The 25,182-nt window shown below is 70.9% G+C and carries 25 protein-coding genes and 1 pseudogene; 11 read left to right on the top strand and 15 right to left on the bottom strand.

Features of this window, described 5'->3' with window-relative positions:
- Positions 1-337 (top strand): integrase core domain-containing protein (locus tag H181DRAFT_RS22860; protein WP_045862032.1); only part of this gene is annotated, 337 nt, incomplete at its 5' end.
- 169 nt (positions 338-506) lie between these two features.
- Here H181DRAFT_RS22860 and H181DRAFT_RS22855 read toward each other — a convergent pair.
- Complete coding sequence (locus H181DRAFT_RS22855; RefSeq protein ID WP_045862031.1) at positions 507-1,151, bottom strand: O-methyltransferase; 645 nt, start codon at positions 1,149-1,151, stop codon at positions 507-509.
- Positions 1,152-1,386: 235 nt separating this feature from the next.
- The gene (locus H181DRAFT_RS22850; protein WP_045862030.1) at positions 1,387-1,695 is read right to left on the bottom strand and encodes a hypothetical protein; all 309 of its coding nucleotides are present in this window, start codon (positions 1,693-1,695) and stop codon (positions 1,387-1,389) included.
- 174 nt (positions 1,696-1,869) lie between these two features.
- Between H181DRAFT_RS22850 and H181DRAFT_RS22845 the strand changes: the two genes are divergently transcribed.
- Together H181DRAFT_RS22845 and H181DRAFT_RS22840 are read left to right on the top strand one after the other, a co-directional pair.
- Positions 1,870-2,859, top strand: coding sequence for a C40 family peptidase (locus tag H181DRAFT_RS22845; protein WP_045862068.1), 990 nt, complete (start codon positions 1,870-1,872; stop codon positions 2,857-2,859).
- 463 nt (positions 2,860-3,322) lie between these two features.
- On the top strand, positions 3,323-4,078 hold the full coding sequence (locus H181DRAFT_RS22840; protein ID WP_045862029.1) for a phosphatase PAP2 family protein: 756 nt from the start codon (positions 3,323-3,325) through the stop codon (positions 4,076-4,078).
- Between the two features lie 106 nt (positions 4,079-4,184).
- Here H181DRAFT_RS22840 and H181DRAFT_RS22835 read toward each other — a convergent pair whose 3' ends face one another.
- Complete coding sequence (locus H181DRAFT_RS22835) at positions 4,185-4,466, bottom strand: hypothetical protein (RefSeq protein ID WP_045862028.1); 282 nt, start codon at positions 4,464-4,466, stop codon at positions 4,185-4,187.
- Between the two features lie 104 nt (positions 4,467-4,570).
- Here H181DRAFT_RS22835 and H181DRAFT_RS22830 point away from each other — a divergent pair, with 104 nt between their 5' ends.
- Both H181DRAFT_RS22830 and H181DRAFT_RS22825 read left to right on the top strand, forming a co-directional pair.
- On the top strand, positions 4,571-5,461 hold the full coding sequence (locus H181DRAFT_RS22830; RefSeq protein WP_045862067.1) for an SCO4651 family lipoprotein: 891 nt from the start codon (positions 4,571-4,573) through the stop codon (positions 5,459-5,461).
- Between the two features lie 128 nt (positions 5,462-5,589).
- Entirely contained in the window at positions 5,590-5,889 is a 300-nt protein-coding gene (locus H181DRAFT_RS22825; RefSeq protein ID WP_139131746.1) for a hypothetical protein, read from the top strand.
- Positions 5,890-6,031: 142 nt separating this feature from the next.
- On the opposite strand, the gene H181DRAFT_RS22820 is transcribed toward H181DRAFT_RS22825, so the two are convergent.
- Entirely contained in the window at positions 6,032-6,391 is a 360-nt protein-coding gene (locus H181DRAFT_RS22820) for a metal-sensitive transcriptional regulator (RefSeq protein ID WP_045862026.1), read from the bottom strand.
- Positions 6,392-6,652: 261 nt separating this feature from the next.
- On the opposite strand from H181DRAFT_RS22820, the gene H181DRAFT_RS22815 reads away from it, so the two are divergent.
- Together H181DRAFT_RS22815 and H181DRAFT_RS22810 are read left to right on the top strand one after the other, a co-directional pair.
- Entirely contained in the window at positions 6,653-7,273 is a 621-nt protein-coding gene (locus H181DRAFT_RS22815) for a DUF47 domain-containing protein (RefSeq protein ID WP_045862025.1), read from the top strand.
- Between the two features lie 6 nt (positions 7,274-7,279).
- Entirely contained in the window at positions 7,280-8,275 is a 996-nt protein-coding gene (locus H181DRAFT_RS22810; protein WP_045862024.1) for an inorganic phosphate transporter, read from the top strand.
- A 132-nt stretch (positions 8,276-8,407) separates the two neighbouring features.
- Here the strand turns inward: H181DRAFT_RS22810 and pstB are convergent, their stop codons facing one another.
- From pstB to pstS, 4 genes are all read right to left on the bottom strand, one after another.
- Positions 8,408-9,184, bottom strand: coding sequence for a phosphate ABC transporter ATP-binding protein PstB (pstB, locus tag H181DRAFT_RS22805; protein WP_045862023.1), 777 nt, complete (start codon positions 9,182-9,184; stop codon positions 8,408-8,410).
- Between the two features lie 81 nt (positions 9,185-9,265).
- Entirely contained in the window at positions 9,266-10,351 is a 1,086-nt protein-coding gene (gene pstA / locus H181DRAFT_RS22800; RefSeq protein WP_045862022.1) for a phosphate ABC transporter permease PstA, read from the bottom strand.
- A gap of 52 nt (positions 10,352-10,403) precedes the next feature.
- Positions 10,404-11,417, bottom strand: a complete 1,014-nt coding sequence (gene pstC / locus H181DRAFT_RS22795; protein WP_045862021.1) for a phosphate ABC transporter permease subunit PstC — start codon at positions 11,415-11,417, stop codon at positions 10,404-10,406.
- A gap of 196 nt (positions 11,418-11,613) precedes the next feature.
- Positions 11,614-12,729, bottom strand: coding sequence for a phosphate ABC transporter substrate-binding protein PstS (gene pstS / locus H181DRAFT_RS22790; protein WP_045862020.1), 1,116 nt, complete (start codon positions 12,727-12,729; stop codon positions 11,614-11,616).
- Positions 12,730-13,252: 523 nt separating this feature from the next.
- Between pstS and H181DRAFT_RS22785 the strand changes: the two genes are divergently transcribed.
- Both H181DRAFT_RS22785 and H181DRAFT_RS22780 read left to right on the top strand, forming a co-directional pair.
- Positions 13,253-14,278, top strand: a complete 1,026-nt coding sequence (locus H181DRAFT_RS22785; RefSeq protein WP_045862066.1) for a C40 family peptidase — start codon at positions 13,253-13,255, stop codon at positions 14,276-14,278.
- Between the two features lie 357 nt (positions 14,279-14,635).
- The gene (locus H181DRAFT_RS22780) at positions 14,636-15,880 is read left to right on the top strand and encodes a PP2C family protein-serine/threonine phosphatase (RefSeq protein ID WP_052708372.1); all 1,245 of its coding nucleotides are present in this window, start codon (positions 14,636-14,638) and stop codon (positions 15,878-15,880) included.
- Between the two features lie 143 nt (positions 15,881-16,023).
- On the opposite strand, the gene H181DRAFT_RS22775 is transcribed toward H181DRAFT_RS22780, so the two are convergent.
- From H181DRAFT_RS22775 to H181DRAFT_RS22765, 3 genes are all read right to left on the bottom strand, one after another.
- Entirely contained in the window at positions 16,024-16,353 is a 330-nt protein-coding gene (locus H181DRAFT_RS22775) for a DUF2516 family protein (RefSeq protein ID WP_045862065.1), read from the bottom strand.
- Positions 16,354-16,558: 205 nt separating this feature from the next.
- A complete protein-coding gene (locus H181DRAFT_RS22770) occupies positions 16,559-17,299 on the bottom strand; it encodes a hypothetical protein (protein WP_045862018.1) in 741 nt (246 codons plus the stop codon).
- A 27-nt stretch (positions 17,300-17,326) separates the two neighbouring features.
- A complete protein-coding gene (locus H181DRAFT_RS22765; protein WP_045862017.1) occupies positions 17,327-17,788 on the bottom strand; it encodes a helix-turn-helix domain-containing protein in 462 nt (153 codons plus the stop codon).
- A 568-nt stretch (positions 17,789-18,356) separates the two neighbouring features.
- Between H181DRAFT_RS22765 and H181DRAFT_RS22760 the strand changes: the two genes are divergently transcribed.
- Positions 18,357-20,369 (top strand): prolyl oligopeptidase family serine peptidase, encoded by a 2,013-nt coding sequence (locus tag H181DRAFT_RS22760; protein ID WP_045862016.1) that lies wholly within the window; start codon positions 18,357-18,359, stop codon positions 20,367-20,369.
- An 86-nt stretch (positions 20,370-20,455) separates the two neighbouring features.
- On the opposite strand, the pseudogene H181DRAFT_RS30050 reads toward H181DRAFT_RS22760, so the two are convergent.
- Both H181DRAFT_RS30050 and H181DRAFT_RS22750 read right to left on the bottom strand, forming a co-directional pair.
- Positions 20,456-20,599 (bottom strand): annotated as a pseudogene (locus tag H181DRAFT_RS30050) (hypothetical protein); the annotation flags it as partial.
- Between the two features lie 198 nt (positions 20,600-20,797).
- Entirely contained in the window at positions 20,798-21,625 is an 828-nt protein-coding gene (locus H181DRAFT_RS22750; protein WP_078895372.1) for a class I SAM-dependent methyltransferase, read from the bottom strand.
- A 474-nt stretch (positions 21,626-22,099) separates the two neighbouring features.
- On the opposite strand from H181DRAFT_RS22750, the gene H181DRAFT_RS22745 reads away from it, so the two are divergent.
- On the top strand, positions 22,100-23,107 hold the full coding sequence (locus H181DRAFT_RS22745) for an NAD(P)/FAD-dependent oxidoreductase (protein ID WP_045862014.1): 1,008 nt from the start codon (positions 22,100-22,102) through the stop codon (positions 23,105-23,107).
- Between the two features lie 218 nt (positions 23,108-23,325).
- Here the strand turns inward: H181DRAFT_RS22745 and H181DRAFT_RS22740 are convergent, their stop codons facing one another.
- Positions 23,326-23,709, bottom strand: a complete 384-nt coding sequence (locus H181DRAFT_RS22740) for a DoxX family protein (protein WP_045862013.1) — start codon at positions 23,707-23,709, stop codon at positions 23,326-23,328.
- A gap of 257 nt (positions 23,710-23,966) precedes the next feature.
- A complete protein-coding gene (locus tag H181DRAFT_RS29550; protein WP_045862012.1) occupies positions 23,967-25,109 on the bottom strand; it encodes a hypothetical protein in 1,143 nt (380 codons plus the stop codon).
- Between the last annotated feature and the right edge of the window lie 73 nt (positions 25,110-25,182).

Below are 25,182 nucleotides of genomic sequence, written 5' to 3'. Positions count from 1 at the left end.
GACCTTCTTCGCCGAGTGCGGGATCACTGTCGAGCGCGTCCTCACCGACAACGGCGCTTGCTACAAGTCCTACGCCTGGCGCAACACGCTGGCCGCGGCCGGCATCTCGCACAAACGCACCCGCGCCTACCGGCCGCAAACCAACGGGAAGGTCGAACGCCTCAACCGCACCCTGCTGGAAGAGTGGGCATACGCCCGCCCTTACCACTCAGAAAGCCAACGACGCGAAGCGTTCCCCAACTGGCTGCACACCTACAATCACCACCGCGCGCACACCGCGCTCGGCGGCCTACCACCCGCCAGCCGCGTTCCTAACCTCACGGGTCAGTACAACTAGGGCGCACCACTGACAACCCCGACCGAGTTGCGACCGGGACGAACCCCGCCGGACCCGGTCTCCGCGGAACGCGGAACTCCGCCGTAGAAGCCGCTCCCGGGTGCCTGCGCCCCGCTGCCCCCGAGCGCTGCGCGGCGCCCGCATCCGCCGCGGCCTCAGAGCTTCCCGGTCAGAGCTTCCGGGCGAGGGTCACGCCGTCCCTCAGCGGCAGCATGACCGACTGGACGCGGCTGTCCGCCGTGATGGTGTCGTTGACCTGCCGGATGGCCCTGTCCGCGTCGTCCTGCGCCTCCGGCTCCACGACCCGGCCCCCGCGCAGCACGTTGTCCAGGACGATCAGCCCGCCGGGACGCATACGCGGGACGAGTTCCTCGTAGTACGCCGGGTAGCCCGTCTTGTCGGCGTCGATGAAGGCCAAGTCGATGCGGGCGCCGGGCCGGAGGCCGCGGATGGTGTCCAGGGCCGGGGCGATGCGCAGGTCGATGCGTTCGCTCAGCCCCGCGCGCTCCCAGTAGCGGCGGGCGACGGACGTCCACTCCTCGGACACGTCGCATGCCAGCAGCGTGCCGCCCTCGGCGAGGCCGCGGGCGATGCAGATGGAGGAGTAGCCGGTGAACACGCCGATCTCCACGGCGAATTCGGCGCGGGTGAGGCGGGTGAGCATCGTGAGGAACTCGCCCTCGTCGTGCGACACCTGCATCGTCGTCCCCGGCTCCAGTCCGTGGGTCTCCTCGACGAGGTCGCGCAGGACGTCGTCGGCGGGTGTCGCGTGGGCCAGCAGGTAGTCGTCGAGTGCCGGGTTCACGATGTGCATGCGCGTTCAAGTCCTCCGTAAGGCCGGGCAGTTCAGGTTCGATGTGCCCGGTGCGCGCCGGAGCACACCGGGGACGGCCGGATGCGGGCGGTACGTTCGAACGCATCCCGCCACCGTGCCGAAGGACGGGCGGGAGGCCCGGTCCGGTACGGGCCCGGCCCGGTACGCACCGCCGACGCGGTCGCGCCCGCCGCGCCGCCCCGGAACCGCCCGGTCGCGCAGCCGGAGGCCGCCCCTACACCGCCATGCCGTAGACGATTGTGAAGAGCGTGCCGAGCGAACCGATGATGAACACGCCGGTCAGCCCTGCCACGATCAGGCCCTTGCCCTGCTCGGCGCTGAAGGTGTCGCGCAGCGCCGTGGCGCCGATGCGCTGCTTCGCGGCACCCCAGATGGCGATGCCGAGGCAGAGGAGGATGGCGACGGCCATCACGACCTCGATCATGATCCGGGCCTCGTTGCCGAGCGAACCGAACGGGCCCCAGTCGGGCGCGATTCCGCCGATGATGGTGGTGATGTCGCCCTTGTCGGCCGCCAGAAACATGGTGAACTCACCGCCCCATATCGGAGATTGATGATGCATCGAACACGCTGATCGGGAAGGAAGGATGAAGCTGGACGCTGTGCCCGCCAGGGGCACGCCTCCTCGGATTCTGTCATGAGTCGGACGGGATGGGCAGTGAACCACGCTCGTATGAGGGATGGTTGAGTGGTGCGGATGCGTGGAGCGGGACGTAGCAAGGTCTGGCTGGGCGTCGGCGGCGGGTTAGGGCTGCTGGCCGCTTTCGTGGCTCTGCTCGTGGTCGGCACGTACGTCACGGCGGCCGGTCTCGCGGGTGCGGGCGGCCGCGTCGTGGGACTGGCCAAGGGCGCCGTGCCTTCCCAGTACCAGGCGCTGGTGCAGAAGTGGGGATCGCTGTGTCCCGCGCTGAACCCGGCACTGCTGGCGGCGCAGCTCTACCAGGAGAGCGGCTGGCGTCCGGACGCGAAGAGCAGCGCGCAGGCCCAGGGCATCGCACAGTTCATCCCCGGCACGTGGTCGGCCCACGGCCTCGACGGGGACGGGGACGGCGACCGCGACGTGTGGGACCCGAAGGACGCCATCCCCTCCGCCGCCAACTACGACTGCAAGCTGGCCTCTTACGTGAAGGACGCCCCCGGCGACCGGACGGATAACATGCTGGCCGCCTACAACGCGGGGGCCTACGCCGTCATCAAGTACGGGGGAGTCCCGCCGTACCGCGAGACGAAGAACTACGTGTCGACGATCCGGAAGATGGAGAAGAGCTTCGCCTCCACCAAGGGACGCGTCGATCCCTCCAGGCGCGCCGCCGGCGCGATCTATTACGCGCAGAAGAAGCTCGGCACGCCCTATCTGTGGGGCGGCAACGGCACACCCGAGCAGGACGGCCGGTTCGACTGCTCCGGGCTGACCCTGGCCGCGTACAGGAGCGTGGGTGTGACGCTGCCGCGGGTCGCGAACGACCAGTGGAACAGCGGGCCCCACCCGAAGAGGGACGAACTCCTCCCGGGCGACCTGGTGTTCTTCGGCAGCGACCTGAACAACTCGCGCTCGATCGACCACGTGGGCATCTACGTCGGTGGCGGCCAGATGATCAACGCGCCCTACACGGGCGCCAAGATCCGCTTCGATCCCATCGATACGCCGAACTACTTCGGGGCCACACGCCCGACGGCTGACAGCTGACAGTTGACGGCTGACGCGCGACCTCCGACGGTCACCCGGGGTGGCCGGAGCCGGCCGGAGCCGGCCGGAGCCGGCCGGGAACCAGGCGGGGCCGAAATCGCTCTAAGCGTCAACTGTCCGTCTTATAAAGGCTATTCACTACGCTGTGGCGGTGTGACGGCCGGCCGCGGCGGGGAAGGACGACTGGATCGCATGTACGGGCCGCGGAAGATGGCGGGACGGTGAGGAGGGCGTGCAGGAACGTGTAATCATTGCGGAACGCTGGGTGAGACGTAGCCCCTGAGCTGCGGATACGGATCACCCTTCGATAACGTCCGGGTGATCGTTCGGTAAGACCGGAACGCCCGGAGCGTCGAGCGGCGTTCTCTTTACGGCGGAAGAGCACTTCCGCATCCACGGCCACGGGGGGTCGAAGCGCGGCGGACGAGCGTCGAGCAGTGCAGAGTGAGAGGTCAGCGAAGCGATGGCAGTTTGGGACGACCCGGACGTCGATCTGCTCTACGAGATCAACGGCCTGGCAGAGTCCGCCCCGACCTGGGCTGACCGGACCATGGAGTACGTCGGCGAGTACGGCATCGTCTTCGCGCTCGTGCTGCTGGGTTTCGCCGCCTGGTGGCGCGTCACGCGCCGTGCGCCCTCCGGCGACGAGGCCGTCGCCGGTTTCGCGGGGCTCGTCTGGACGCCGCTTGCCGCCGCTCTCGCGCTGCTGGTGAACATCCCCATCAGGAACTTCGTCGAGCGGCCCCGTCCGTTCGTGGACCACAAGGGGCTGGAAGTCCTCATCGAGGGCAAGGACGACTACTCGTTCGTGAGTGACCACTCGACCCTTGCGATGGCGCTGGCTGTCGGGATCTTCATGGTCCACCGCCGTTACGGGCTGGTGGGCATACTGCTCGCGGTGGCCGCGGGCCTCAGTCGCGTCTACATGGGCGTGCACTACCCGACGGACGTGATCGGCGGTCTCGCGCTCGGTACGGCCGTCTCGCTGCTGCTGGCGCCGGCCGCGATGTGGCTGCTGACGCCCGTCGTGCGGGCGGTCGCCGACGCTCCGCGGCTGGGCGGTCTGGTGTGGGCGGCCTCGGCCCGCCGCGCCTCGGGTGCGGACGCGGAGCGCGTGTCCGAGGGCCGTGGCGCCGGAGCAGAGGGCCGTGACTCCCCAGGTGCCGGACGGCAGCCGGGGCGCCGCAGCCCGCGCGACGACCGCGACCTGGCGGCGTAACCCGAACTGCCGGACGCCGTGCGCTGACCTGTCCGTCCTTCCGCCGTGCGAGTCGGCCGCCTCGCGCCCCCGCCGTGCGGCGCCCGCGACCACCGCCCCTCCGCCGTCACGCTCCCCGCGCCCCGTGGGCCTCGTGTGCCGCCGCGTCCGCCCGGGACGTCCCCCTCGCGCGGCGCGCCGGACCGGCCCAGCCGCACGAGCAGCGGGCGTAGGTGAACGAACCGCGTTCGACGGTCGAGGTGTTGTGGGGCCCGTCCTCTTCCACGCCTTCGCCCTCGCCCTCGCCCTCGTCCCCGTCCGTGTACGTGTCCCCGTCCGTGTCCTCGCGGCGCCGTCCGCCCTGTTCGGGCCGCTCAGGGCCGGGGCCTCCGCCCGTTCGCTCGCGCACGCGACAACCGTAACCGTCCCCGTGACGGCAGGCCCCGGCGTCTCGTTAAGGGATCGGATCCCAGGAAGATCCCAGGTACGGAGTGCTCGTTGGGGGTGGCGGAGATGGTGGCGCAGGGGCTCGGGCGCGGTCATGCGCGAGCTGCTGCCGGCACCTTCTCCGCCGCCGTCTCCTCGCTCCTCCTCGCCACCGGCTGCACGGACAACGGCACGGCGGCCGCGAGCGACAGGCCGCACCCCACTCCCGCCGAGGTCGTACGAGCCGCTCCCGACGTGCTGACCCGGTACGGGACTTCGCGCTCCCGCACCTCCATGACGATGGCCAGCGGCGGGACCCGCATCTCCGTCGACGGCGAGGGCGGTTTCGACTACCGGAAGCGGCTGGGCCACCTCACGGTGCGGCTGCCCGAGGGGACTTCGGGCGCGCGGCCCGGCGAGCGGCGTCTCGTGAAGGAGATCGTGGTGCCGCAGGCGCTGTTCATGAAGAACCGCGGTGCGGGCGTCCCCGAGGACAAGTGGGTCCGTCTCGACACCACCGCCCTGCCCGACGGCAACCTGGTCACGGCGGGTGCGACGGACGCCGTCAGCGCGGCCGAACTGCTGCGCGGCGCGCGGGGGGTGACGTACGCGGGACGGCGGGAGCTGGACGGGGAGAGCGTGCGCCGCTACAGGGGCACGGTCGACCTGCGGGCGGCGGCGCGGAACGCCGCCCCGCACTGGCGTGATCAGTTGGCCGCGGCGGCGAAAGGGTTCTCCGAGCGGGCGGTTCCGTTTGACGCGTACGTCGATGGGCAGGGGCGCCTGCGGAAGGTCAGGCACGAGTTCACTTTCGCGGGTGATGCGCGGGAAGAGCCGGGTGGGGCGGAGTCCGGCGGGAACGGCGGCGAGGGCGTCGCCGTGTCGTCGACGACGTGGTTCCACGGCTTCGGCGCACCGGTGACGGTCGAGATGCCCGAATCATCCGATATCTACGCGGGAAAGATCGCGCCGTTCTGAGGAGTTGCGGGCCCATGGCTCCGCATCGGACGCCTCGGTCGCGGTTGCGGGTTCGAAATGGTCCGGATTTGCCATGCGCGGAGGGTGGGCCCGTCCCTACCGTGGGGATACACGAGGAGGTGGTGCGTGTGCCTGGCAGCGTTCCCGGTGTGCCCGGTCGTGGTTCGCGGGGTTCTGTCGTCCAGGACCACGTGGCCCTCGCCGAGATCGAGCTGTGCGGCGAGCTGATGATCGCCGCCTCGGCGGCGGAGGCGGCCGGCGAGGAGAGGCTGAGCGTGGCGCGCATCGACGAGGTGCTCGGCACGGTCCCGGGCGACGTCGACGAGACGGCCTGGCAGTCGGTTCAGCGTCCGGTGCCGCGCTCCGCGCAGGCCAAGGGCCAGGCTTCCGGCGGCCGGACGGCCGCGTCGCCGCACCGGCGTCCCTGACGAGCCCCGAGGTGCGGGCGGGGCGGGTGGATCGTCCCGCTGAGTGCCGTACGCGGCATTCGTGCTCGTGTGGGATCCGCCACTTCCGCCGGGTTCCGGTCCGGGCGTTCCGTGCGTTACGTCCCGATCGGCTGCTCGCGGCTCAGGTGCGCAGCAGGCGCGCGACGGCCGCCGTCGCCTCCTCGACCTTCTCGTCCATCTCCTTGCCGCCCTCTTTCGCGGCGTGTGCCACGCAGTGCCGCAGGTGCTCCTGCAGGAGCTGGAGCGCGAAGGACTGCAGCGCCTTCGTGGACGCCGAGACCTGGGTGAGGACGTCGATGCAGTACACGTCCTCCTCGACCATGCGCTGCAGGCCCCGCACCTGGCCCTCGATGCGGCGGAGGCGCTTGAGGTGGGCGTCCTTCTCCTTGGTGTAGCCGTGCTCGCCGGTGGCGGCGTGGGCGGCGCAGGGGTCCTCGCCGGCGGTGGTGCTCCGCCCGCCGTCGGCTCCGGCCGTCGTCATGGTGCCTCCCGTGGTCAGTGGGCGCGGGGCGGTGCGCGGTCGCATACGTGGAAGGGCCTGAAATGGCCGGAAATGCGCGGTGGTGCGTGCTGTCCCGAAGGCCCGAAAAGATACCCCTCGTGGGTATAGCGTAACGGATTCGGGGAGGGCGGTTCAGGGCAGAGTGAGCTATGGGCGACACTGTCTGAGGCCGCCTCGCCGTGGCCGGATGATGCGCTTAGCATCAACGAGACCGTCACCGATGGACCCCGAGGATCTCCAGTGCGCTTTCGTCTGACCCCAAGGGAGACGAGCTTCTACGACATGTTCGCGGCCTCCGCGGACAACATCGTCACGGGCTCGAGACTCCTGATGGAACTGCTCGGGGCGGAATCCTCCGCACGCGCCGAGATCGCCGAGCGTATGCGTGCGGCGGAGCACGCGGGGGACGACGCGACGCACGCGATCTTCCACCAGCTCAACTCCTCCTTCATCACGCCCTTCGACCGGGAGGACATCTACAAGCTGGCCTCCTCGCTCGACGACATCATGGACTTCATGGAGGAGGCCGTCGATCTCGTCGTGCTCTACGAGATCGAGGACCTGCCCAAGGGTGTCGAGCAGCAGATCGAGGTGCTGGCGCGTGCGGCCGAGCTGACGGCCGAGGCCATGCCGCACCTGCGCACCATGGAGAACCTCACCGAGTACTGGATCGAGGTCAACCGCCTTGAGAACCAGGCGGACCAGATCCACCGCAAGCTGCTCGCCCACCTCTTCAACGGCAAGTACGACGCGATGGACGTCATGAAGCTGAAGCAGGTCGTGGACGTGCTGGAGGAGGCGGCGGACGCCTTCGAGCACGTGGCCAACACGGTCGAGACCATCGCGGTCAAGGAGTCCTGACCACTCGTGGACACGTTCGCTCTCATCGTGACCGTCGGGGTCGCGCTCTTCTTCACGTATACGAACGGCTTCCACGACTCGGCCAACGCGATCGCCACCTCGGTCTCGACGCGTGCGCTGACGCCGCGCGCCGCGCTGGCCATGGCGGCCGTGATGAACCTCGCCGGCGCCTTCCTCGGCAGCGGCGTCGCGGACACCGTGAGCAAGGGCCTCATCGAGACGCCGACCGGGCAGAGCGGGATGGCGATCCTCTTCTCCGCGCTGGCCGGTGCGATCGTCTGGAACCTGATCACCTGGTACTTCGGCCTGCCGTCGTCGTCCTCGCACGCGCTGTTCGGCGGCATGGTGGGCGCGGCTCTGGCCGGCGGGACCGTCGTGCTGTGGTCCGGTGTGATCGAGAAGATCGTCCTGCCGATGTTCCTCTCGCCGATCGTCGGGCTCGTGCTCGGCTACGCGGTGATGTGCGCCATTCTCTGGCTCTTCCGGAAGTCCAACCCGCACCGCGCCAAGAGGGGTTTCCGCATAGCGCAGACGGTTTCCGCGGCGGGGATGGCCCTGGGACACGGTCTGCAGGACGCGCAGAAGACGATGGGCATCGTCGTGATGGCCCTGACGATCGCGGACGTGCAGGACGACAAGGGGATCCCGCTGTGGGTGAAGGTCGCCTGCGCGGGGATGCTCTCACTCGGGACGTACGCCGGCGGGTGGCGGATCATGCGGACGCTCGGGCGGCGCATCATCGAGCTCGACCCCCCGCAGGGCTTCGCGGCGGAGACGACGGCGGCGTCGGTGATGTACGCCGCGTCGTTCATGTTCCACGCGCCGATCTCCACGACGCACGTCATCACCTCGGCGATCATGGGTGTCGGTTCGACGAAGCGTTTCTCCGCAGTGCGCTGGGGAGTCGCGGGGAACATCGTCGCGGGATGGTTCATCACGATGCCCGCCGCGGCGACCGTGGCGGCTCTGAGCTACTGGTCGATCCTCTTCCTCTTCGGCTGACGCACCCGGGCCGCGCCGCGCGGCCCGCACGGCACGACGGGCCCGCCCCCGCTGACCGAGGGGGCGGGCCCTGCCGGTGGCGCCGCCGTGCGGCACCGCGAGGCCCGCGGCCACGGTCCGCTCGTCCGCGGATCAGCCGAAGCGCCCGGAGATGTAGTCCTCGGTGGCCTGCACCGACGGGTTGGAGAAGATCCGCTCGGTGTCGTCGATCTCGATGAGCTTGCCGGGCTGCCCGACCGCGGAGAGGTTGAAGAAGGCCGTACGGTCCGAAACCCGCGCCGCCTGCTGCATGTTGTGCGTGACGATGACGATCGTGAAGTGGGACTTCAGCTCGCCGATCAGGTCCTCGATCGCCAGCGTGGAGATCGGGTCGAGGGCCGAGCACGGCTCGTCCATCAGCAGCACCTGCGGCTGCACGGCGATGGCGCGGGCGATGCACAGCCGCTGCTGCTGGCCTCCGGAGAGACCCGAACCGGGCTTGCCGAGGCGGTCCTTGACCTCGTTCCACAGGTTGGCGCCCTTGAGGGACTTCTCGACGATGCCGTCGAGTTCCTTCTTCTTGTAGTCGCCGTTCAGGCGGAGCCCGGCCGCGACGTTGTCGTAGATCGACATCGTCGGGAAGGGGTTGGGCCGCTGGAAGACCATGCCGATCGTGCGGCGCACGGCGACGGGGTCCACGTTCGTCCCGTACAGGTCCTCGTGGTCCAGCATCACCTTGCCCTCCACCCGGCCGCCGGGGGTGACCTCGTGCATGCGGTTGAGGGTGCGCAGGAGGGTCGACTTGCCGCAGCCGGACGGTCCGATGAAGGCCGTGACGGAGCGGGGTTCGACGCTCATGGAGATGTCGTCGATGGCCCGGTGACCGCCGTAGAAGGCGGTGAGGCCGCTGACGTCGATTCGCTTGGCCATGGTGTCAGTCGCTTTCTCGGGGGTGCGTGCGGGAGGGCGCGTGCGCGTGCGGCCGGGGCGTGGGGGCGGCCGGGCCGGGGGTCAACGGCCCGCCCCCTTGGGCGCCTTCCAGCGGGCGATACCGCGCGCCAGCAGATTCAGGAGCATCACGAACGCGATCAGCGTGAGCGCTCCGGCCCAGGCGCGGTCGATGCTGGCCGCGTTGCCGAGCTTGTACTGGTTCCAGACGTAGAGCGGGAGCGATTCCTGCGCGCCTGAGAACGGGTTGGGGTTGATCAGCGGGTTGCCGAAGACGAGCAGCATCACGGGTGCCGTCTCGCCTGTGATGCGGGCGACGGCGAGCATCACGCCGGTGGCGATGCCGCCCATGGACGTGGGCAGCACGACCTTGAGGACGGTGCGCCACTTCGGCACGCCCAACGCCAGTGACGCCTCCCGCAGTTCGTTCGGTACGAGCTTGAGCATCTCCTCGGTGGAGCGCACCACGACGGGCATCATCAGGATCGCCAGCGCCATGGAGCCGGCGAATCCCGAGGGGCCGAAGCCGAGTCCGAGGTTCCAGAAGGCGAGGACGAACAGCCCGGCGACGATGGACGGGATGCCCGTCATGACGTCGACGAAGAAGGTGACCGCCTGCGCGAGCCGGCCGCGCCCGTACTCGACGAGGTAGACGGCCGTGAGCAGCCCGACGGGGGCGGCCATCAGCGTTGCCAGACCGACCTGTTCGAGGGTGCCGAGAAGCGCGTGGTAGACGCCGCCGCCTTCCTCGAGGTTGGTCATGCCGCCCATCGAGTGGGAGAGGAAGTAGCCGTCGAGGAGCTCCGCGCCGCGGCTGACGGTCGTCCAGGCGAGGGAGACCAGGGGGACCACGGCGGCGGCGAAGCAGACCCACACGGCGCTGGTCGCGACCTTGTCCTTGGCCTGGCGGGCGTCCTCGACGAGGCTCGTGAGCGCGTAGGTGAAAATCACGAACAACAGGGCGGCTATGAGCCCCTGTTGGACGCGGCTCTCCCAGCCGGCGAGGCTGCCCGCGCCGACGCCCAGGCCCACCGAGACCAGGGCGACCAGCGCCGGGGTCCAGCGCGGCAGGCGCCGGCGGGCGAGGGAGGGGCCGGCGGGGGACGGGTCGGTGACCTGCGGCCTGTCCATCAGTGCGTTGTCGCTCATGCGTGCCCTCGCTCCCGGGTGGTGCCTGCTCGGCGAAGTGCCCTTCCGTGCCTCATGCGTCGGCCCCCGAGTACTCCTTGCGGCGGGCGATGATGTAGCGGGCGGCGCCGTTGACGAGCAGGGTGATGACGAAGAGGACGAGGCCGGAGGCGATCAGCGCGTCACGTCCGAACTCGTCGGCCTCGTTGAACTTCGCGGCGATGTTCTGCGCGAACGTGCCGCTGCCGGGGTCGAGAAGGTGCCAGGTGAAGACGAAGCCGGGGGAGAGGACCGTCGCGACGGCCATGGTCTCGCCCAGCGCGCGTCCCAGGCCGAGCATCGAGGCGGAGATGATGCCGGACCGTCCGAAGGGGAGCACCGACATGCGGATGACCTCCCAGCGGGTGGCGCCCAGCGCCAGTGCCGCTTCCTCGTACATCTTCGGTGCCTGCAGGAAGACTTCGCGGCAGACGTTCGTGATGATCGGCAGGATCATGATCGCCAGCAGGATGCCGACGGTGAAGATCGAGCGTGCCGGGCTGCCCGGGTTGGACATCTCGAAGAGCGTCGTCCAGCCGAGGAACTGGTCCAGCCAGCGCGTGAGCCCGTCCAGGTAGGGGACGAGGAAGAGCGCGCCCCACAGGCCGTAGATGATGGAGGGCACCGCGGCCAGCAGGTCGATGACGTAGGCGAGGGGTGCCGCGATCCTGCGGGGGGCGTAGTGCGAGATGAACAGCGCGATGCCCACGGCGACGGGCACGGCGATCACCATCGCGATCACTGAGCTGACGACCGTCCCGAAGGCGAGGATGCCGATGCCGAACGCGGGCGGATCGCCCTGGGGGTTCCACTCGAAGGCGGTCAGGAAGTCGACCGAGTTGGCGGAGAGGGCGATCGACGCGCGGTAGGTGAGGAACGCGGCGATGGCCGCCATGATCACCAGAAGCGTGATGCCGGAACCGCGGGACAGACCGCGGAAGATCTTGTCGCCGGGGTGGACCGCCCTGCCCTTGACGGCGGCCGGAGCGCTGTCCGGCGGCGTCGGGGGCGGGGCCGTCGGGGGCGGCGAGGTGTGTGAGAGGTCCATGGTGTCTCCGGTCTGGGGTCGGGGGGTCTCCCCTGGCGGCGGTGCACCGGACGGGCGGCCGGCGGGTACGCCGGGCCGGCTGGGGGCGGCGGTGGCCCGTGGAGGGGGCGGACGCCGGTGGCCGGCCCGCTGCCGGGCCGGCCACGTCACGCGCCGTGGCGGGGAAGCAGCCACGGTCCCGGCCGGGTACGGCCCGTCAGGACAGCTCCGGGATGGTGCTGCGGACCTTCTTCGCGATCTCCTCGGGGAGCGGCGCGTAACCCAGCTTCGTCAGCGTGCTCTGGCCGTCCTCGCCGGCGGTGTAGGACAGGAAGGACTTGACGGCGTCGAGGGTGCTCTTCTTGTTGCCCTTGTCGCAGGCGATCTCGTAGGTGACGAGGACGATCGGGTAGGCGTTCTCGGCCTTGGTGGCGTAGTTCAGCTCCAGCGCGAGGTCCTTGCCCTTGCCGACGACCTTCGCGTCGGCGATGGCCTTGGAGGCGTTCTCGGACGTGGCCGCCACCGGCTCGCCCGCACCCGTGTCGATCTTGACGCTGTCGAGGTTGTTGGCGGTGGCGTAGGACAGCTCGAAGTAGCCGATGGCGCCGTCGGTCTGCTTGACCTGCTGGGCGATGCCCGCCGAACCCGACGCGGACTGGCCGCCCTTGGCGGGCCAGGACTTCTCGTCCTCGTACTTCCAGTCGTCCTTGGCGGCGGTGCCCAGGTACTTGCCGAGGTTCTGCGTGGTGCCCGACTCGTCGGAGCGGTGGAAGGCCTGGATGTCGGTGGCGGGGAGCTTCTTGCCCGGGTTGAGCTTCTTGATCGCCGGGTCGTTCCACTTCTTGATCTTCGAGTCGAAGATCTTGGCGAGGGTGGGCGCGTCCAGCGCGAGGTCCTCGACGCCGGAGAGGTTGTACGAGACGGCGATGGGGCCGCCGACCATCGGCAGGTTGAGGCCCTGGCCGCCCTTGCAGACCTTCTTCGACGCCGCGACCTCGTCGGGCTTCAGGGCGGAGTCGGAGCCGGCGAAGGCGGTGGTGCCCTGCAGCCACTCCTGGATGCCGCCGCCGGAGCCGATGTCCTTGTAGTTGATCTGGGTGTTTCCGCAGGCCGCCTGGTAGTTCTTCACCCAGGCGTCCACCGCGTTCTTCTGCGCCGTGGAGCCGGAGGCCAGCAGCTTGCCCTTGCCGTCGCACTCGATGTCGGCGGCGGCCTTCTCGGTGGTCTTCGAGGTGTTGTCGTCCGAGCCGCAGCCGGTGAGTACCAGGGCGCCGGAGACCGCGACGGCGCCGAGGGCGAGGGCGCGAAGCCGGTTCGTGCGCTGAAGCTTCACTTTCGTTCAGTTCCTTCCTGGAGCCCGCCGGCGGGGCGGCGCGCGAGACGTCTGTGGGTTCTGGCGGCCCCTGGGCGCGCTGCCCGGCAGCCGGTCGGGAGGCGGGCAGTCCGCGCTCCGTAAGGCTGAAATTAGACAGATCAGGTGAAGCGGCCCACGGAAGTGGATGAACGTGCGGTGAACCTCGGCGGTCAGCTCGATGGCGCTGTGCGAGGCCGCGGAGGGGCCTGTTTTCGGGAAGTACCCGCGGGTAGGTCTTCCCCGGCGTGACCAGGCGCGGGGCGCCCCGGAGGGACTGCTTCAGGGGCCCGGGGCGGCGTCCGCGGGCCTGTTGTTCTCGGTGGACGCGTGGCACCATCCGCTGAGTGGGCGGAAGTTGACGGGTTCTGACGGGCCGTCCGCCGCCCGCGAACCCGGCAGGCGCGGCACGTGCGGCAGTGCCTGCGGCGGACGTGACCACGAGGGGGCAAGGGTGGGCGGTACGGCGAAACACCGGGCGGTTGTGGCGGCCTGCGTGCTCGGGATGCTGGCGGTGCCCGCGGCGGGGACGGCCCACGCGGATCCGGGCGACAGGGGCGGCCGGGACGGCGGAGAGGGCGCGTCCGGTGCCAGCGGCCCGAGCCTCGAGGACGTCCAGAAGCAGATCGACAGGCTCCACGACCGGGCCGAGGCGGCGGCCGAGGCCTACAACGGCGCCGAGGAGCGCGCGAAGGGCCAGGCGAAGGCCGTGAAGAGCCTGAAGGAGAAGGCGTCGGCGCTCCGCGTGAAGCAGCGCCAGTACAAGAACACGGCCGGCGCGCTCGCCCGCGCCCAGTACCGCAGCGGCGGGATGCCGGACGAGGCCCGGCTGATCCTCCGCGAGTCCCCGGAGGCGTTCATGCGGGACGCCTTCATCATGCGGAAGGGCCAGCGTGCGGCGATGGGCGTGATCACCACGCTCGCGCGCAGCGAGTTCAAGCTGGAGAAGTACGCCGACGAGGCCGCGGCCAAGCTGAAGGCGCTGGAGGCGAACCGCAAGCGGAAGGCATCGGCCAAGAAGAAGGTCGAGAGGGAGCTGGAGCGGGCCGAGCAGCTCGAATCCCGCCTGGCGAAGGACGAGTTGAAGCGGCTGAGGCAGCTGGAGGACGAGGCGGCCTGGGCGCGGCAGTCGAAGTGGCTGAAGTCCGGCGTGCTGGACGACATCAGCGGCAAGGCCTCGAAGGCGGGCAAGCGCGCGATCGCCTACGCCACGAACCAGATCGGCAAGGACTACGAGTGGGGCGCCGAGGGCCCCCGTACCTTCGACTGCTCGGGGCTGACCCTGCGTGCCTGGCAGGCGGCGGGCGAGGAGATACCGCGGACGTCGCAGGAGCAGTGGAAGCAGCTGCCGAGGGTGCCGCTGCGGGAGATGCGCCCCGGCGACCTCATCATCTACAAGCGTGACGCGAGCCACGTCGGCATGTACGTGGGCGGGGGCGAGATGGTCCACGCGCCGCGCACGGGGCGCCAGATCACCGTCGCGGGCGCGGGCTCGCTGCTGATCAAGGGTGTCGTGCGTCCGGACAAATGAGGACGAGCCGGCCCCGGCGTGCAGGCATATGCCATGTGACGTTTGCCGACATCCATTCCGTACATACGTGCGGGGGCGCTAGGGTCCCCTGACAGCCCGGACGGCGCAGGCGCGGTGGAGCAGCGCCGGTGCCGGGCCTGGTGGCGTGCCGGCTGGCACGCGGCCGCACCCTCGGGGGGAGGGAAGGAAGCACACATGCCCGTAGGCGTGCCACGCGAGGACGCGGTCTCCGCGTCGCCGCGCGCGTCTGTACCGCGTCAGGCCGGCAGGCCCGGCCGGGCCGCGTCGCCCGCGAAGAGCGGGCTGTCGCTGCTGGTCATCGAGGACAGCCGCGCCGGAGGGCGCAGCGTCCCCGAGATGCTTGACGCAGCAGGCGGATACCTCCCGGGAGACCGGCTCTCCGACGCCTCGGGCGAGCGCATCAGGGTACGGACGGCGCGCAACCTCACCGAAGCCGAACGGCTCCTGACCGACGATGTGCAGTGCATCCTGCTCGACCTCGCCCTCACCGGCGCCCAGGGCGGAGCCGCCGTCCACGAGCCGGTTGCGGAGGAGGCCGGCCGGGGAGCCGGCGCGGCGGCCGGGGCCCACGACGCGGACCGGCCCGGCGAGCAGGACGGAGAACAGGCCGACGAGCTGGAGACGCTGCGGCAGGTGCTGCGTCTCGCCCCGCGCCACGCCGTGCTCGTACTGACGGACGGCGCCGACGCGGAACGCGCCGCCGAAGCCGTGCGGGTCGGCGCCCAGGACTACCTCTTCCGCGACGAGCTGGACGGGCGGCTCCTGAACCGCGCCATCCGGTACGCCGTCGAGCGCAAGCGCTCCGACCTGGCCCAGCGGCAGCTCACCGAGTCCCGGCTGCGCGCCCAGGAGAACGCACGGCTGGAGCGCGGGCTGCTCCCGACACCGCTCCTCGCCGGCAGTGAACTGCGCTTCGCCGCCCGCTACCGCCCCGGACGCTCCCGCGCCCTGCTCGGCGGCGACTTCTACGACACCGTGCGCACCGCCGACGGCACGGTCCACGCGATGATCGGCGACGTGTGCGGCCACGGCCCCGACGAGGCCGCACTCGGCGTCGAACTGCGCATCGCCTGGCGGGCGTTGACGTTCGCCGGACTGTGCGGGGACCAGCTGCTGGGGACGCTGCAGAAGGTGCTGGAGAACGAGCGTCCGAGCGACGAGGTCTTCGCGACCCTCTGCACGGTCGACATCTCCCCCGACGGGCACCGGGCGGGGGTCTGCCTCGCCGGGCACCCCTCACCGCTCGTCGCCGGCGCGGGAGGCACGGCCCCGAGGCTGCTGCCGTACGACGACAGCGGCCCCGCACTGGGAGTGGTGCCGCGGGCCCGCTGGCCGCGGCGGCAGGTCGAACTGGGACGGACCTGGAGCCTGCTGATGTACACCGACGGCCTCATCGAGGGCCGCGTCGGCGAGGGGCGCCAGCGTCTCGGGCAGGAGGGGATGCTGGAGATCGTCACCGCGCGCATGGCGCAGGGGGCCCACGGCGAGCAGCTGCTCGACGCGACGATGGAGGACGTGCGGGGCCTGAACGGCGGCGAACTCACCGACGACGTCGCGGTGCTGCTCCTCGACCGCGGATGAACCGCGGACGGCGGGAGCGCGCCGGACAGGCGGGAGTTCGCGGCAGTTCGCGGGAGTCCACCGCGAAGGGCGCGAGCGAACCGCGGAAGGCGAACCGCTGAAGGCGCGGGGCAACCGCGAGCGGCGCGAGGCGGTTCCTCGGCTCAGCGGCCGTTGAACGGCCCGTACGGCCCGTCGCTGCTGCTGCCGCCCTTGCGCGGGCCGTTCCCGGTGACCTGCTTGAGGGCGGGGCGGACGTCGACGATGTAGACGATCGTCGCGATCAGGCCCGCCACCTGCAGGAAGAGGATGTTGAACATGTTCGCCGCGATGGTCAGACCGAGAATGATCAGCCAGAAGATCTTGGTCTGCTTGCTCGCGGCGGGATAGGCGCCGGTCGGGCGCATCGCGCTGTCGATGAAGGCGAACACCGCCATGGCCAGGAGCACCATGGAGATAATCCCCAGCACTCCGAAGAACCCCTCCATCATCACGTCCACATCCCTGCGCGTTCGTAAGTGTCCTGAGTCGGTGAGCCGCTGAGCGTACCGGCCTGTACGGCGGTCGCCCGCCGCCCCGTGAGCGGCTCGTCCTGCCACCGTACCCGCTCGCCGGACCGGTCATCCGGGCTCTGCCCGGGCCGGTCCGGCGAGCGGGCCGGGTGTCCGTGCGGCCGCCGCGCGGCCGGTGCCCCCGAAGTCAGGAGTCGTCGGACTTCGGCGCGGACTTGCGGCCGCCGTTGGACTTGGCGGTGCTCGTGCGGGTGCTGCCGGCCTTGCCGTTGCCGTTCTTCTGGGCGGCGGACTTCGCGCCGCCGGGCTTCGCGGCGTCGCCGGCCGTCCCCTTCCTGCCCGCGGCGGACTCGTCCGTGGCGGACTTGCCCGCGGCGCTCTTGGCAGGGGTGGTCTTGGCAGGGGTGGTCTTCGCCGTCGTGGTGCTGCGGGTGCCCGCCGTTCCGGCCGCCGGCGAGGCGTCGTCCGCTGCCTTCGCGGCCCCGGCCGGCTTGGCGGTGCCGCGGCGCGGCTCGACCGGCGGCTCGGCGACCTTGACCGGCTCGCGCTCGACCGTGACCTCGGGGACGTCGCTCTCGCCGCGCCAGTTCTTCACGGCGCCGCGGCCGCGGTCGGCCAGCTCGTCGTAGGTCTCGCGTGCCTTCACGGCGTACTCGGCGGCCACGCCGAGGCTCTGCAGCGCGAGGTGCTGCGCCTGCTCGCGCAGCTTCTTGATGTCGGTGTCGATGTTCCCCAGGGTCTGGCTGACCTTGGCCTGGGTCTCCTTCGCCTGCTTGCTGACGCGCGCCTGGACCTCCTTGGGGTCGGTCGCGCGTACCGCGGCGATCCGATCCGGGGCCTCCTCGCGGATCTTGTCGAGCACGCCGGCGGCGAAGTAGAGGGGCTTGGGGTCGGTGAGCGTCCTGCGGAGGTCGTTGCCGTTGGGCATGGAAGGTCTCTCCCTGCTGATGTAGTGCTATCGGGCGTCGGCCTCGGGGGCCTCGGCTTCGTTCGTGCGGGTGTCCGCGGTCGTTCCGCGCTTCCGGGCGGGCCCGGTTCCCGCGTCCTGCCCGGGCCCCTTGGACGCCGTATGCCCGTTCTCCTTGCGGAACGACTCGTAGATCTGGAGCAGCGCCTGCTTCTGCCCTTCGTTGATCGAGGAGTCAGCGAGGATGGCGGCCGGGACCTGCAGAAGGTCCTCCCGCTCCCGTTCGTCCAGGATCCCGGCCTGTACGTACAGCGTCTCGGCCGAGATCCGCAGCGCCTTGGCGAGCTGCTGCAGGATGTCGGCGCTCGGCTTGCGCAGGCCGCGCTCGATCTGGCTGAGGTACGGGTTGGACACCCCGGCGGCGTCGGCGAGCTGCCGCAGCGAGAGCTTGGCGTTGCGCCGCTGCTCGCGCAGGAACTCGCCCACATTGCCGACGTTCAGGGAAGCCATGCCTCCCACCATGCCCCCGCGTGCTAACTATTGCAAGCAAATCGCTTGCAGGTGTGGCGCATCTGTCACCGTGCCCGTTCTCAGGGGTCTTGTCCTGTCTCAATGAAGTTAGTCGGTCGCATGCTGTTGACCTGCATGGACTGCATTGAGTGAGACGCGTGGGCTCGGTTGGTCGAGCAGACAGCAGGGAGTGTCGTCGCGCAGTGTTCACCGATGCCGCACCAACTTGAAACACCTCGGCTGAGGTTACGGCTGTGGACCGAGCTAGACATCGCCGCTCAACACACGCTCATCACCGAACGGGCGAGGGCTTGCTAGGGGATTGGGAGTCGGGCCGCGACCCTGGAACGGGGAGTTCGTGAGCGTCGGGTGCGGCAGCGGTCTGAACGAGTTGCTGTGATCGGAGGCGCCGTTCACGAGTCAGCTCGTAGGCGGTTGACGGGATCCCGTCCGATCACTTCGATCGGGCGGGATCTCTGCGTTTCGCCGGACGGGCGGCAGGCACCCCTGGCGGGCGGCGCCCGTAATCCGCTGTTCACCGCCTCCTTCGCGAGCAAGAATCGTCCACATGGCTGCGATCCCCGGTGGCACGACCGCCTTCCACGACCTGCCCGCGTTCCTCGCCCAGCCTCGCGTCAACTCCCTTGCGCTGTCCGCCGACGGTGGCCGTCTCGTCGCCACCGTGCAGACGCTGTCGGAGGACCGGACCAGGTTCGTGTCCGGGCTGTGGGAGATCGATCCGGCCGGGGAGCGCGAGGCGCTGCGCCTGACCCGGTCGGGGAAGGGCGAGTCCGGGCCCGCGTTCGGCCCGGACGGGGTGCTGTACTTCCTGTCGGAACGCGAAGACGACAGTGAGGAGGACGAGCACGAGGGTGCCGCGCTGTGGGCGCTGCCCGGGCGTGGTGAGGCCGCCGTCGTGGCCCGTCACCCGGGTGGGATCACCGCGTTCACCGTCGCCCGGGAGTCCGGCGCGCTGGCCCACACCGCCGGTCTGCTACCCGGGGCCGCCGACGCCGCCGCGCACGGCAAGATGCGCACGGCGCGCAGGGACGCGAAGGTCACCGCGATCCTGTACGAGGCCGGGCCGACCCGCGCCTGGGACCGCGATCTCGGCCCCGAGGCGCAGCACACCTTCGTGCACGCGGGGGCCGAGGGCGCCGTGGTCGACGCCGGCGGGCAGGGCGTCGGCCTTGAGCACCCCGGGGACGTGGCGCTGTCGCCCGACGGGACGCGAGTGGCCTACACCCGGTTCGTACCCGGCCGGGTGCCTGCCGAGAACCGCACTGCCGTGGTGGTGGCACACGCGGCCACCGGCGAGGAGGTCTTCGTCCTGGGCGATGTGGAGCACCTCTACGAGGCGCCGGTGTTCACGCACGACGGCTCGGCGGTCGTGTGCTCGCGGATGACGTGGCCGACTTACGACGAGTCGATGGACATGACGCTCGTCCGGGTCGGCGTGGACGGCGGCGAGGCCGTCGATCTGCTGCCCGGGTTCGACAACTGGCCTGTCGGCGCCGTCTGTTCGACGGTCGACGACGCCCTCTTCTTCGTGGCCGATGTGGAGGGTCACGCGCCCGTCTTCCGGCGGGACGCGGACGGTACCGTGACCCGGCTCACCGCCTCGGGCGCGTACGGCTCGCTCTGCGTGGCCCCCGACGGGCGGACGCTGTATGCGCTGCGCAACGCGATCGACTCGCCGCCGCGGCCGGTCAGGTTCGAGGCCGACGTCGCCGACCAGACGCCGGTCGAGCTGCCCGCCCCCGGTGCGTTCGGCGCGTTGCCGGGCACCCTCACCGAGGTGCACGCCAACGCGGCGGACGGGTACCGGCTGCGCGGCTGGCTCGTGCTGCCTGAGGGCGCGTCGGCCGAGAACCCCGCGCCGCTGCTCGTCGCCGTGCACGGCGGGCCGCAGGGCAGCTGGAACGGCTGGACCTGGCGGTGGAACCCGTGGCCGTTCGCGGCCCGCGGCTACGCGGTGCTGCTGCCCGACCCGGCCCTGTCGACCGGCTACGGTCAGCAGGGCCACAGGCGCGGCTGGGGGCAGTGGGGTGGGGTCCCGTACACGGACGTGATGGCGCTGACCGACGCAACCGAGGCCCGTGACGACATCGATGCCGCGCGCACCGCGCTCGGGGGCGGCTCGTACGGCGGCTACATGGCCAACCGAGTCGCCACGAGCACCGATCGGTTCAAGGCGATCGTGAGCCACGCGGGCCTGTGGGACCTGCGGTCCTTCCAGGGCGACACCGACGCGCCCTGGTACTTCCAGTGCATCTTCGGGGACCCGGTGACCCGGCCCGAGCGGTACGAGGCGCACTCCCCGTACCTGGACGCCGCGAAGATCCGTACGCCGATGCTGGTCATCCACGGCGCGAAGGACTACCGCGTGCCGGTCGGCCAGGGCGCCGCGCTCTTCCAGGATCTGCAGCGGTTCGAGGTGCCTGCGAAGTACCTGTACTTCCCGGACGAGAACCACTGGATTCTCTCCCCCGGCCACATCCAGGTCTGGTACGAGGCGTTCCTGAACTTCCTCGACCACCACGTCCTTGGTGACGAGTGGCAGCGGCCCGGACTGCTGTGAGCGCGGGCGGGCGTCGGCCTTCGACGAGGTGGGATCCCCGCTTTGGGCAGGAACGGACGCCGGTTCACCGCGGCCGACGCGTTAGCGGACGCCAGGTGCAGCGACACCCCGACCCGGCAGTTGGTGACCTCGACCGCGATGCCGGTGTACTGCCTGGGCACACGGGTGGCGATGTCACGGAGTGGTGGGACGGTTCCACGCCGACGAACGTGTGGCCGGCGCAGTCGCATCCAGCACACCGGACCGCGACCCCGCGCGTCCTCACGAAGCCCTGGCTACGCCAGGGCTTGGCGGCTTGGTGCGCGCGTCGCCGAAATGCTCACCTCGACTGAGACAGACGACCTGAGCCATCTCGCTCAACCAGAGGCACCCCAGGTCAGGGCCTGAGCATGCCTCATCTTCAGCGAGACTGGTCAGGTCCGCTGCGGTCACACGGCTGCCACGGCGAGCACGGTGGAGCTCGAAAGGCACAGGTCAGGCCGCGTGGGCAGGTAGCGCGCGCGGAGGGTGTCCGCGTCCAGCAGGGTGACGGTGCGGAATCCCGCCTCGACGAGGAGGGATTCCACTTCGGCGACGGTGTAGTCGGCGAGGACGGGCTCGCCGTCGGCGGCGACTGCCGCGTCGGCCGACGATCTGACGGCCTGTCCGAGGTCGTCGAGCTCCTCGTCCGCGCGGACGAAGTCGGCGATCAGCGTCGTTCCTTCCTGCCGGGAGGCGATGGCGCGCAGGGTGGTCCGGGTCGCTGCTCGCGGAAGGTACATCGTCACTCCCAGCCAGTTCCATGTCGCCAGCCCCGGCAGACCGGTCTCCTGAAGCTCCGTCGTGACCAGGTCGGCGGATACGAACCGGACGTTCGCCGCTTCCGCCACCCCCGCTTGCGCGAGCGCCGCCCGCTTCCACTCCTGGGTGTCCGGATGATCCACCTCCCAGACGCGGAAGAGACCGGCCTGCGGATGCCGCCAGGCGAACGTGTCCAGACCGGCCCCGAGCAGCACGTAGTCGGACCGGCCCACGGACAGGCCCGCCGCTGCCTCGTCCTCCGCGACGCGAGCACGGAGGGCGTGACGCAGGCGCAGGGACTGGCGCACTAGAGGAGGCCAGCCGGCGATCGTCTCCTCCAGGCGCGGCCGTTCCGCGGCCGGGACGAGCTGTCCGGCCAGCGTGTCGTCCAGAACGCGCACGGGGTCCTCGCGGGCGTGTTCCGCCCTGAGCAGGGCACTGCCCATCGCCGAGCGGCTCGCGTGTCCAGGCTGCATTCCTGTCCCCTTCGGTCAGCTGTCGTCGATCGAGGAAGCGGTGGGCCCGAGTGGAACCGTCGGCGTGCAACTGCGCAGCAGGGCACGTGTGTTGCGACGGGTTCCGGGCTGGGTGTCGATGCGGAGGGCGTCAGCCTGCGCTCACAACCTCCCGGCCTGCCGGGGAGGCGGGCGGGGCGGGGCTCGGGGACGCTTCATCGACCAGAAGCCACCAACGCTACCGCGGGCGCGTCCAGTTGGGCGGCGGCGGCCGCCGGAGAGGCACGGGGGCCGCGGTAGGGCGTTCCGTGGCGCTTGAGCGAGAGGTCAACTGAGCCGTGCGTCGGCGGAGTTGCGGTACGGCCGGTTTTCGTGAGGCGGCCGGCCGTCCGGCATGGTTGACTCCTCCGCCGTGACCGGACTCAGCGATCCCGCGCTCCTCGGACCCCGCGCCCACGCGTACGGCGAACTGAACTCCTGCGGGACGAGCCGGCGATGAGCAGCGACCTGGTGGTCGCCGGCGCCGGCATCGTCGGTGCCTCGGTGGCCTACCACGCCGCCCGGGCGGGTGCGGCCGTGACCCTCGTCGACGCCGGGCGTCCGGGTGCCGGAGTGACGGCGCACTCGTTCGCCTGGATCGGAGCGTCCGGCGTACGCACCGGTCCGGCAGCCGCGCTGCGGGCGACCGCGACGGCGGAGTACCGGCGGCTCGAGGCCGAACTGCCGGGGCTGCCGGTGACCTGGTCGGGCTCCCTTTCCTGGGGCGCGGCGGACGGACCGCCGGAGGCGGGGCCCGGGCAGGAGATCGTCGACGGTGCCACCGTCGCGGCGCTGGAGCCCGCGCTGCGGCGGCCCCCGGAGTGGGCCGTCTGGGCGCCGGGTGACGGAGCCGTCGACCCGGTGGGCGTGACCGAGCGGCTGGTCGAGGGGGCCCGCGCCCACGGGGCCCGGTTCCTCCCGGACACTCCGGTGACCGCGGTCCGCCGGGACGCCGCGGGCCGGGCCGTCGGGGTGGAGACGGCCGAGGGGCCTCTTCCCGCCGCGCACGTGGTGCTCGCGGCAGGGGCGGCGACGGCCGCGCTGGGCGCGCCGCTCGGGGTGCGTGTGCCGGTCGGTCCGTCGCCTGCGACGCTTTTCCGGTTCCGCGCTCCGGCCGGTCTGGTCCGCACCGTGGTCAGCAACCGGGACTTCGATCTCCGGCAGGTGTCCGCGGACCGGCTGATCGCCGCCGCGGACTCGCCCGAACACACCCTCGCCGCCGTCCGGTCCACCTTCCGGGGTGCCGCCGACGTCGAGCTGCTCAGCGCCCGGACCGGCGCACGTCCCATGCCGGCGGACGGCGAACCGATCGTCGGCCCGGCCGCCGCGGTTCCCGGCCTGTACGTGGCCGTGCTGCACGCCGCGGTCACGCTCGGCCCGGCCGTGGGGCGCCTGGTCGCGCGGGAGCTGGCCGACGGCGTCGCCGAGCCGGTGCTGGCGGGGTGCCGCCTCGACCGCTTCTAGCCGCGGCTCTCGTTTCCGGGCGGCGACTTTCGTTCCCGGGCCGTGGCTCTCGTTCCGGGCCGTGACTCCCGTTCCAAGCCCCCGCCTCCAGGAGCGGGGAGGAAATCAAGAGCAAGCCACTGAAGCCCGTCCTCACCGACGCCGGGTACGTGAGGGTGACCCAAGGCGCGCGGTGCGGGCCGGGTGCGTACGTGGGCGGGAGGCCGGACGGCGGGACGTCAGCCGGTGAAGGGCTCCGGACCGAAGCGGCCCCATGCGATGAAGGCCGCGAGCGCGAGGTAGACCAGGTTCAGCGCCATGAACCGGTGTTCGCCGCGCCGTCCGTGCGTGATCATCGCGCCGATCATCAGCAGCACCCAGCAGACGGCGGTCACGGGCACCAGCACAGGCGCGATGCCCAGTGCGGCCGGCAGCAACAGACCGGCCGCCGCGAGCAGTTCGAGGACGCCGAGGGTCTTCACGAAGCCGGTGCCGGCGTCCGCGGTCCATCCTCCGCCCTCCGCCGCGGCCAGCCTCTCCTTGGGCACGAAGGCCTTGGTGACGCCGCCGAGCAGCGCTACCGCGGCCAGCAGCCATGCGGCGACCCACAGCGCGACATTCATCTTCCGCTCCTATGACCGGGGTTACCAGGGGGACCCTTCCGCTTCTCATGACGGGGCAGCGGCCCCCGGTGTGACATCCGGTGGGAATCCGGTGCGGCATCCCCGAGGCCGGCGCGGCTCAGGGGAGTGCGCACGGGCGGCGGGAGGTCTCCGGAGACGGTCTGGCTACCGCGCCCAAGGATCTCCCGCCGGCTGCCGTCGCGCTGCGGTCGTGATGCCGTCGCGTCAGAGGCCGCTGCCCCGCAGCGCCGTGGACGTCAACTCCTGCCCGGCTTCGCCGTGTTCTTCGCGGGGGCCGAACCCACCGCGTCGCAGCGGGGAACGCTGTTGGGCGGCGCGCAGTCGTCGGGCGTGTTCTTGAAGACGCGGCTCTGGTTGAGGTTCACCTTGGGCAGGGCCTGCTTGGCGGGCGCCTTGGCGATGGTCCGCTCCGGGCCGGGGACGGGCCTCGTGTAGATACCGAAGCGGCGCCCGTCGTTGTGGATGCCGCCGCCGCTGCCGGGGCCTCCGTTCGCGGCGTTGCGGGTGACGGTGCTCCGGTACAGGGTCGTCGGCTCGCTCTCCCCGATGAAGAGTCCGCCGCCGAGTGTCTGCGAGATGTTGTCCCTGACCTTGGTGGAGTTCAGACGCAGCGGCCCGATCTCGTTGTCGATGAGCAGGGTCATGATGCCGCCGCCGAGGCCGCCGCCCGAGGTTCCGACCTGATTGCCGTCGACCGGCGTGCGGTTCAGCCTGGTTTCGCCTCCGTTCGCGAGGCCGCCTCCCCAGGAGTCGGCGGAGTTGTCGCGGATGGCACCGCCGTCCGTCCTCATCGTCCCGTTGGTGGCCACTCCGCCGCCGACGAAGCTGGAGTTGTCACGGACCGTCGAGTTCTTCATGGTGAGCGTGCCCAGGCTGCTCCAGACGCCTCCGCCCAGCCAGTGGGAGACGTTGTTCCTGACGGTCACGTCGTTCAGGGCGACCGTTCCGCGCTCGTTGTAGAGGGCTCCTCCGTTGCTCGCGTAGTACGGGGTCGCAGGGGCCTCGCCGCCGCGGACGGTGAGCGAGTTCAGGGTGAGGTGGCCGGTCTGCCGCACGTGGAAGATGCGGAAGGCGCCGGAGGCGCCCACGGGCCGCTGGATCGTCGTGCGGTTCCCGGAGATCCGCACCTTGCCGGTGATCTCCGGCAGGCCGTCGTCCTCGTTGTCGGCCTGCGGGAGGGAGTAGATGCAGTGGGGGGCCAGAACGATGCTGCCCCCTCGGGCGTTCGCGTTGTCGATGGCCGTCTTCAGCGCTGCGATGTCGTTGCACGGTACGCGGGTGGGTGCCTGGGCCTGGGCCTGCCCGGCGGGCAGGAGGGTGAGGCACAGGCCGAGGCCGGTGGCGGCGGTCAGGGCCGCGCGTCTGAACGTGTCGGTCATGTGGCTTCCTTCGCTGTGGGAGGGACGCGATAGGTGGCGCCGGGCGTGCGCGGGCGCGCGGAAGTACCGGGGC

Source organism: Streptomyces sp. WMMB 714 (assembly GCF_900090125.1).
In the GTDB taxonomy this organism is placed as follows: Bacteria; Actinomycetota; Actinomycetes; order Streptomycetales; family Streptomycetaceae; genus Streptomyces; species Streptomyces daqingensis.
The sequence above is the reverse complement of the archived record's forward strand: the minus strand, read 5'-3'. Positions and strand labels throughout refer to the sequence as shown.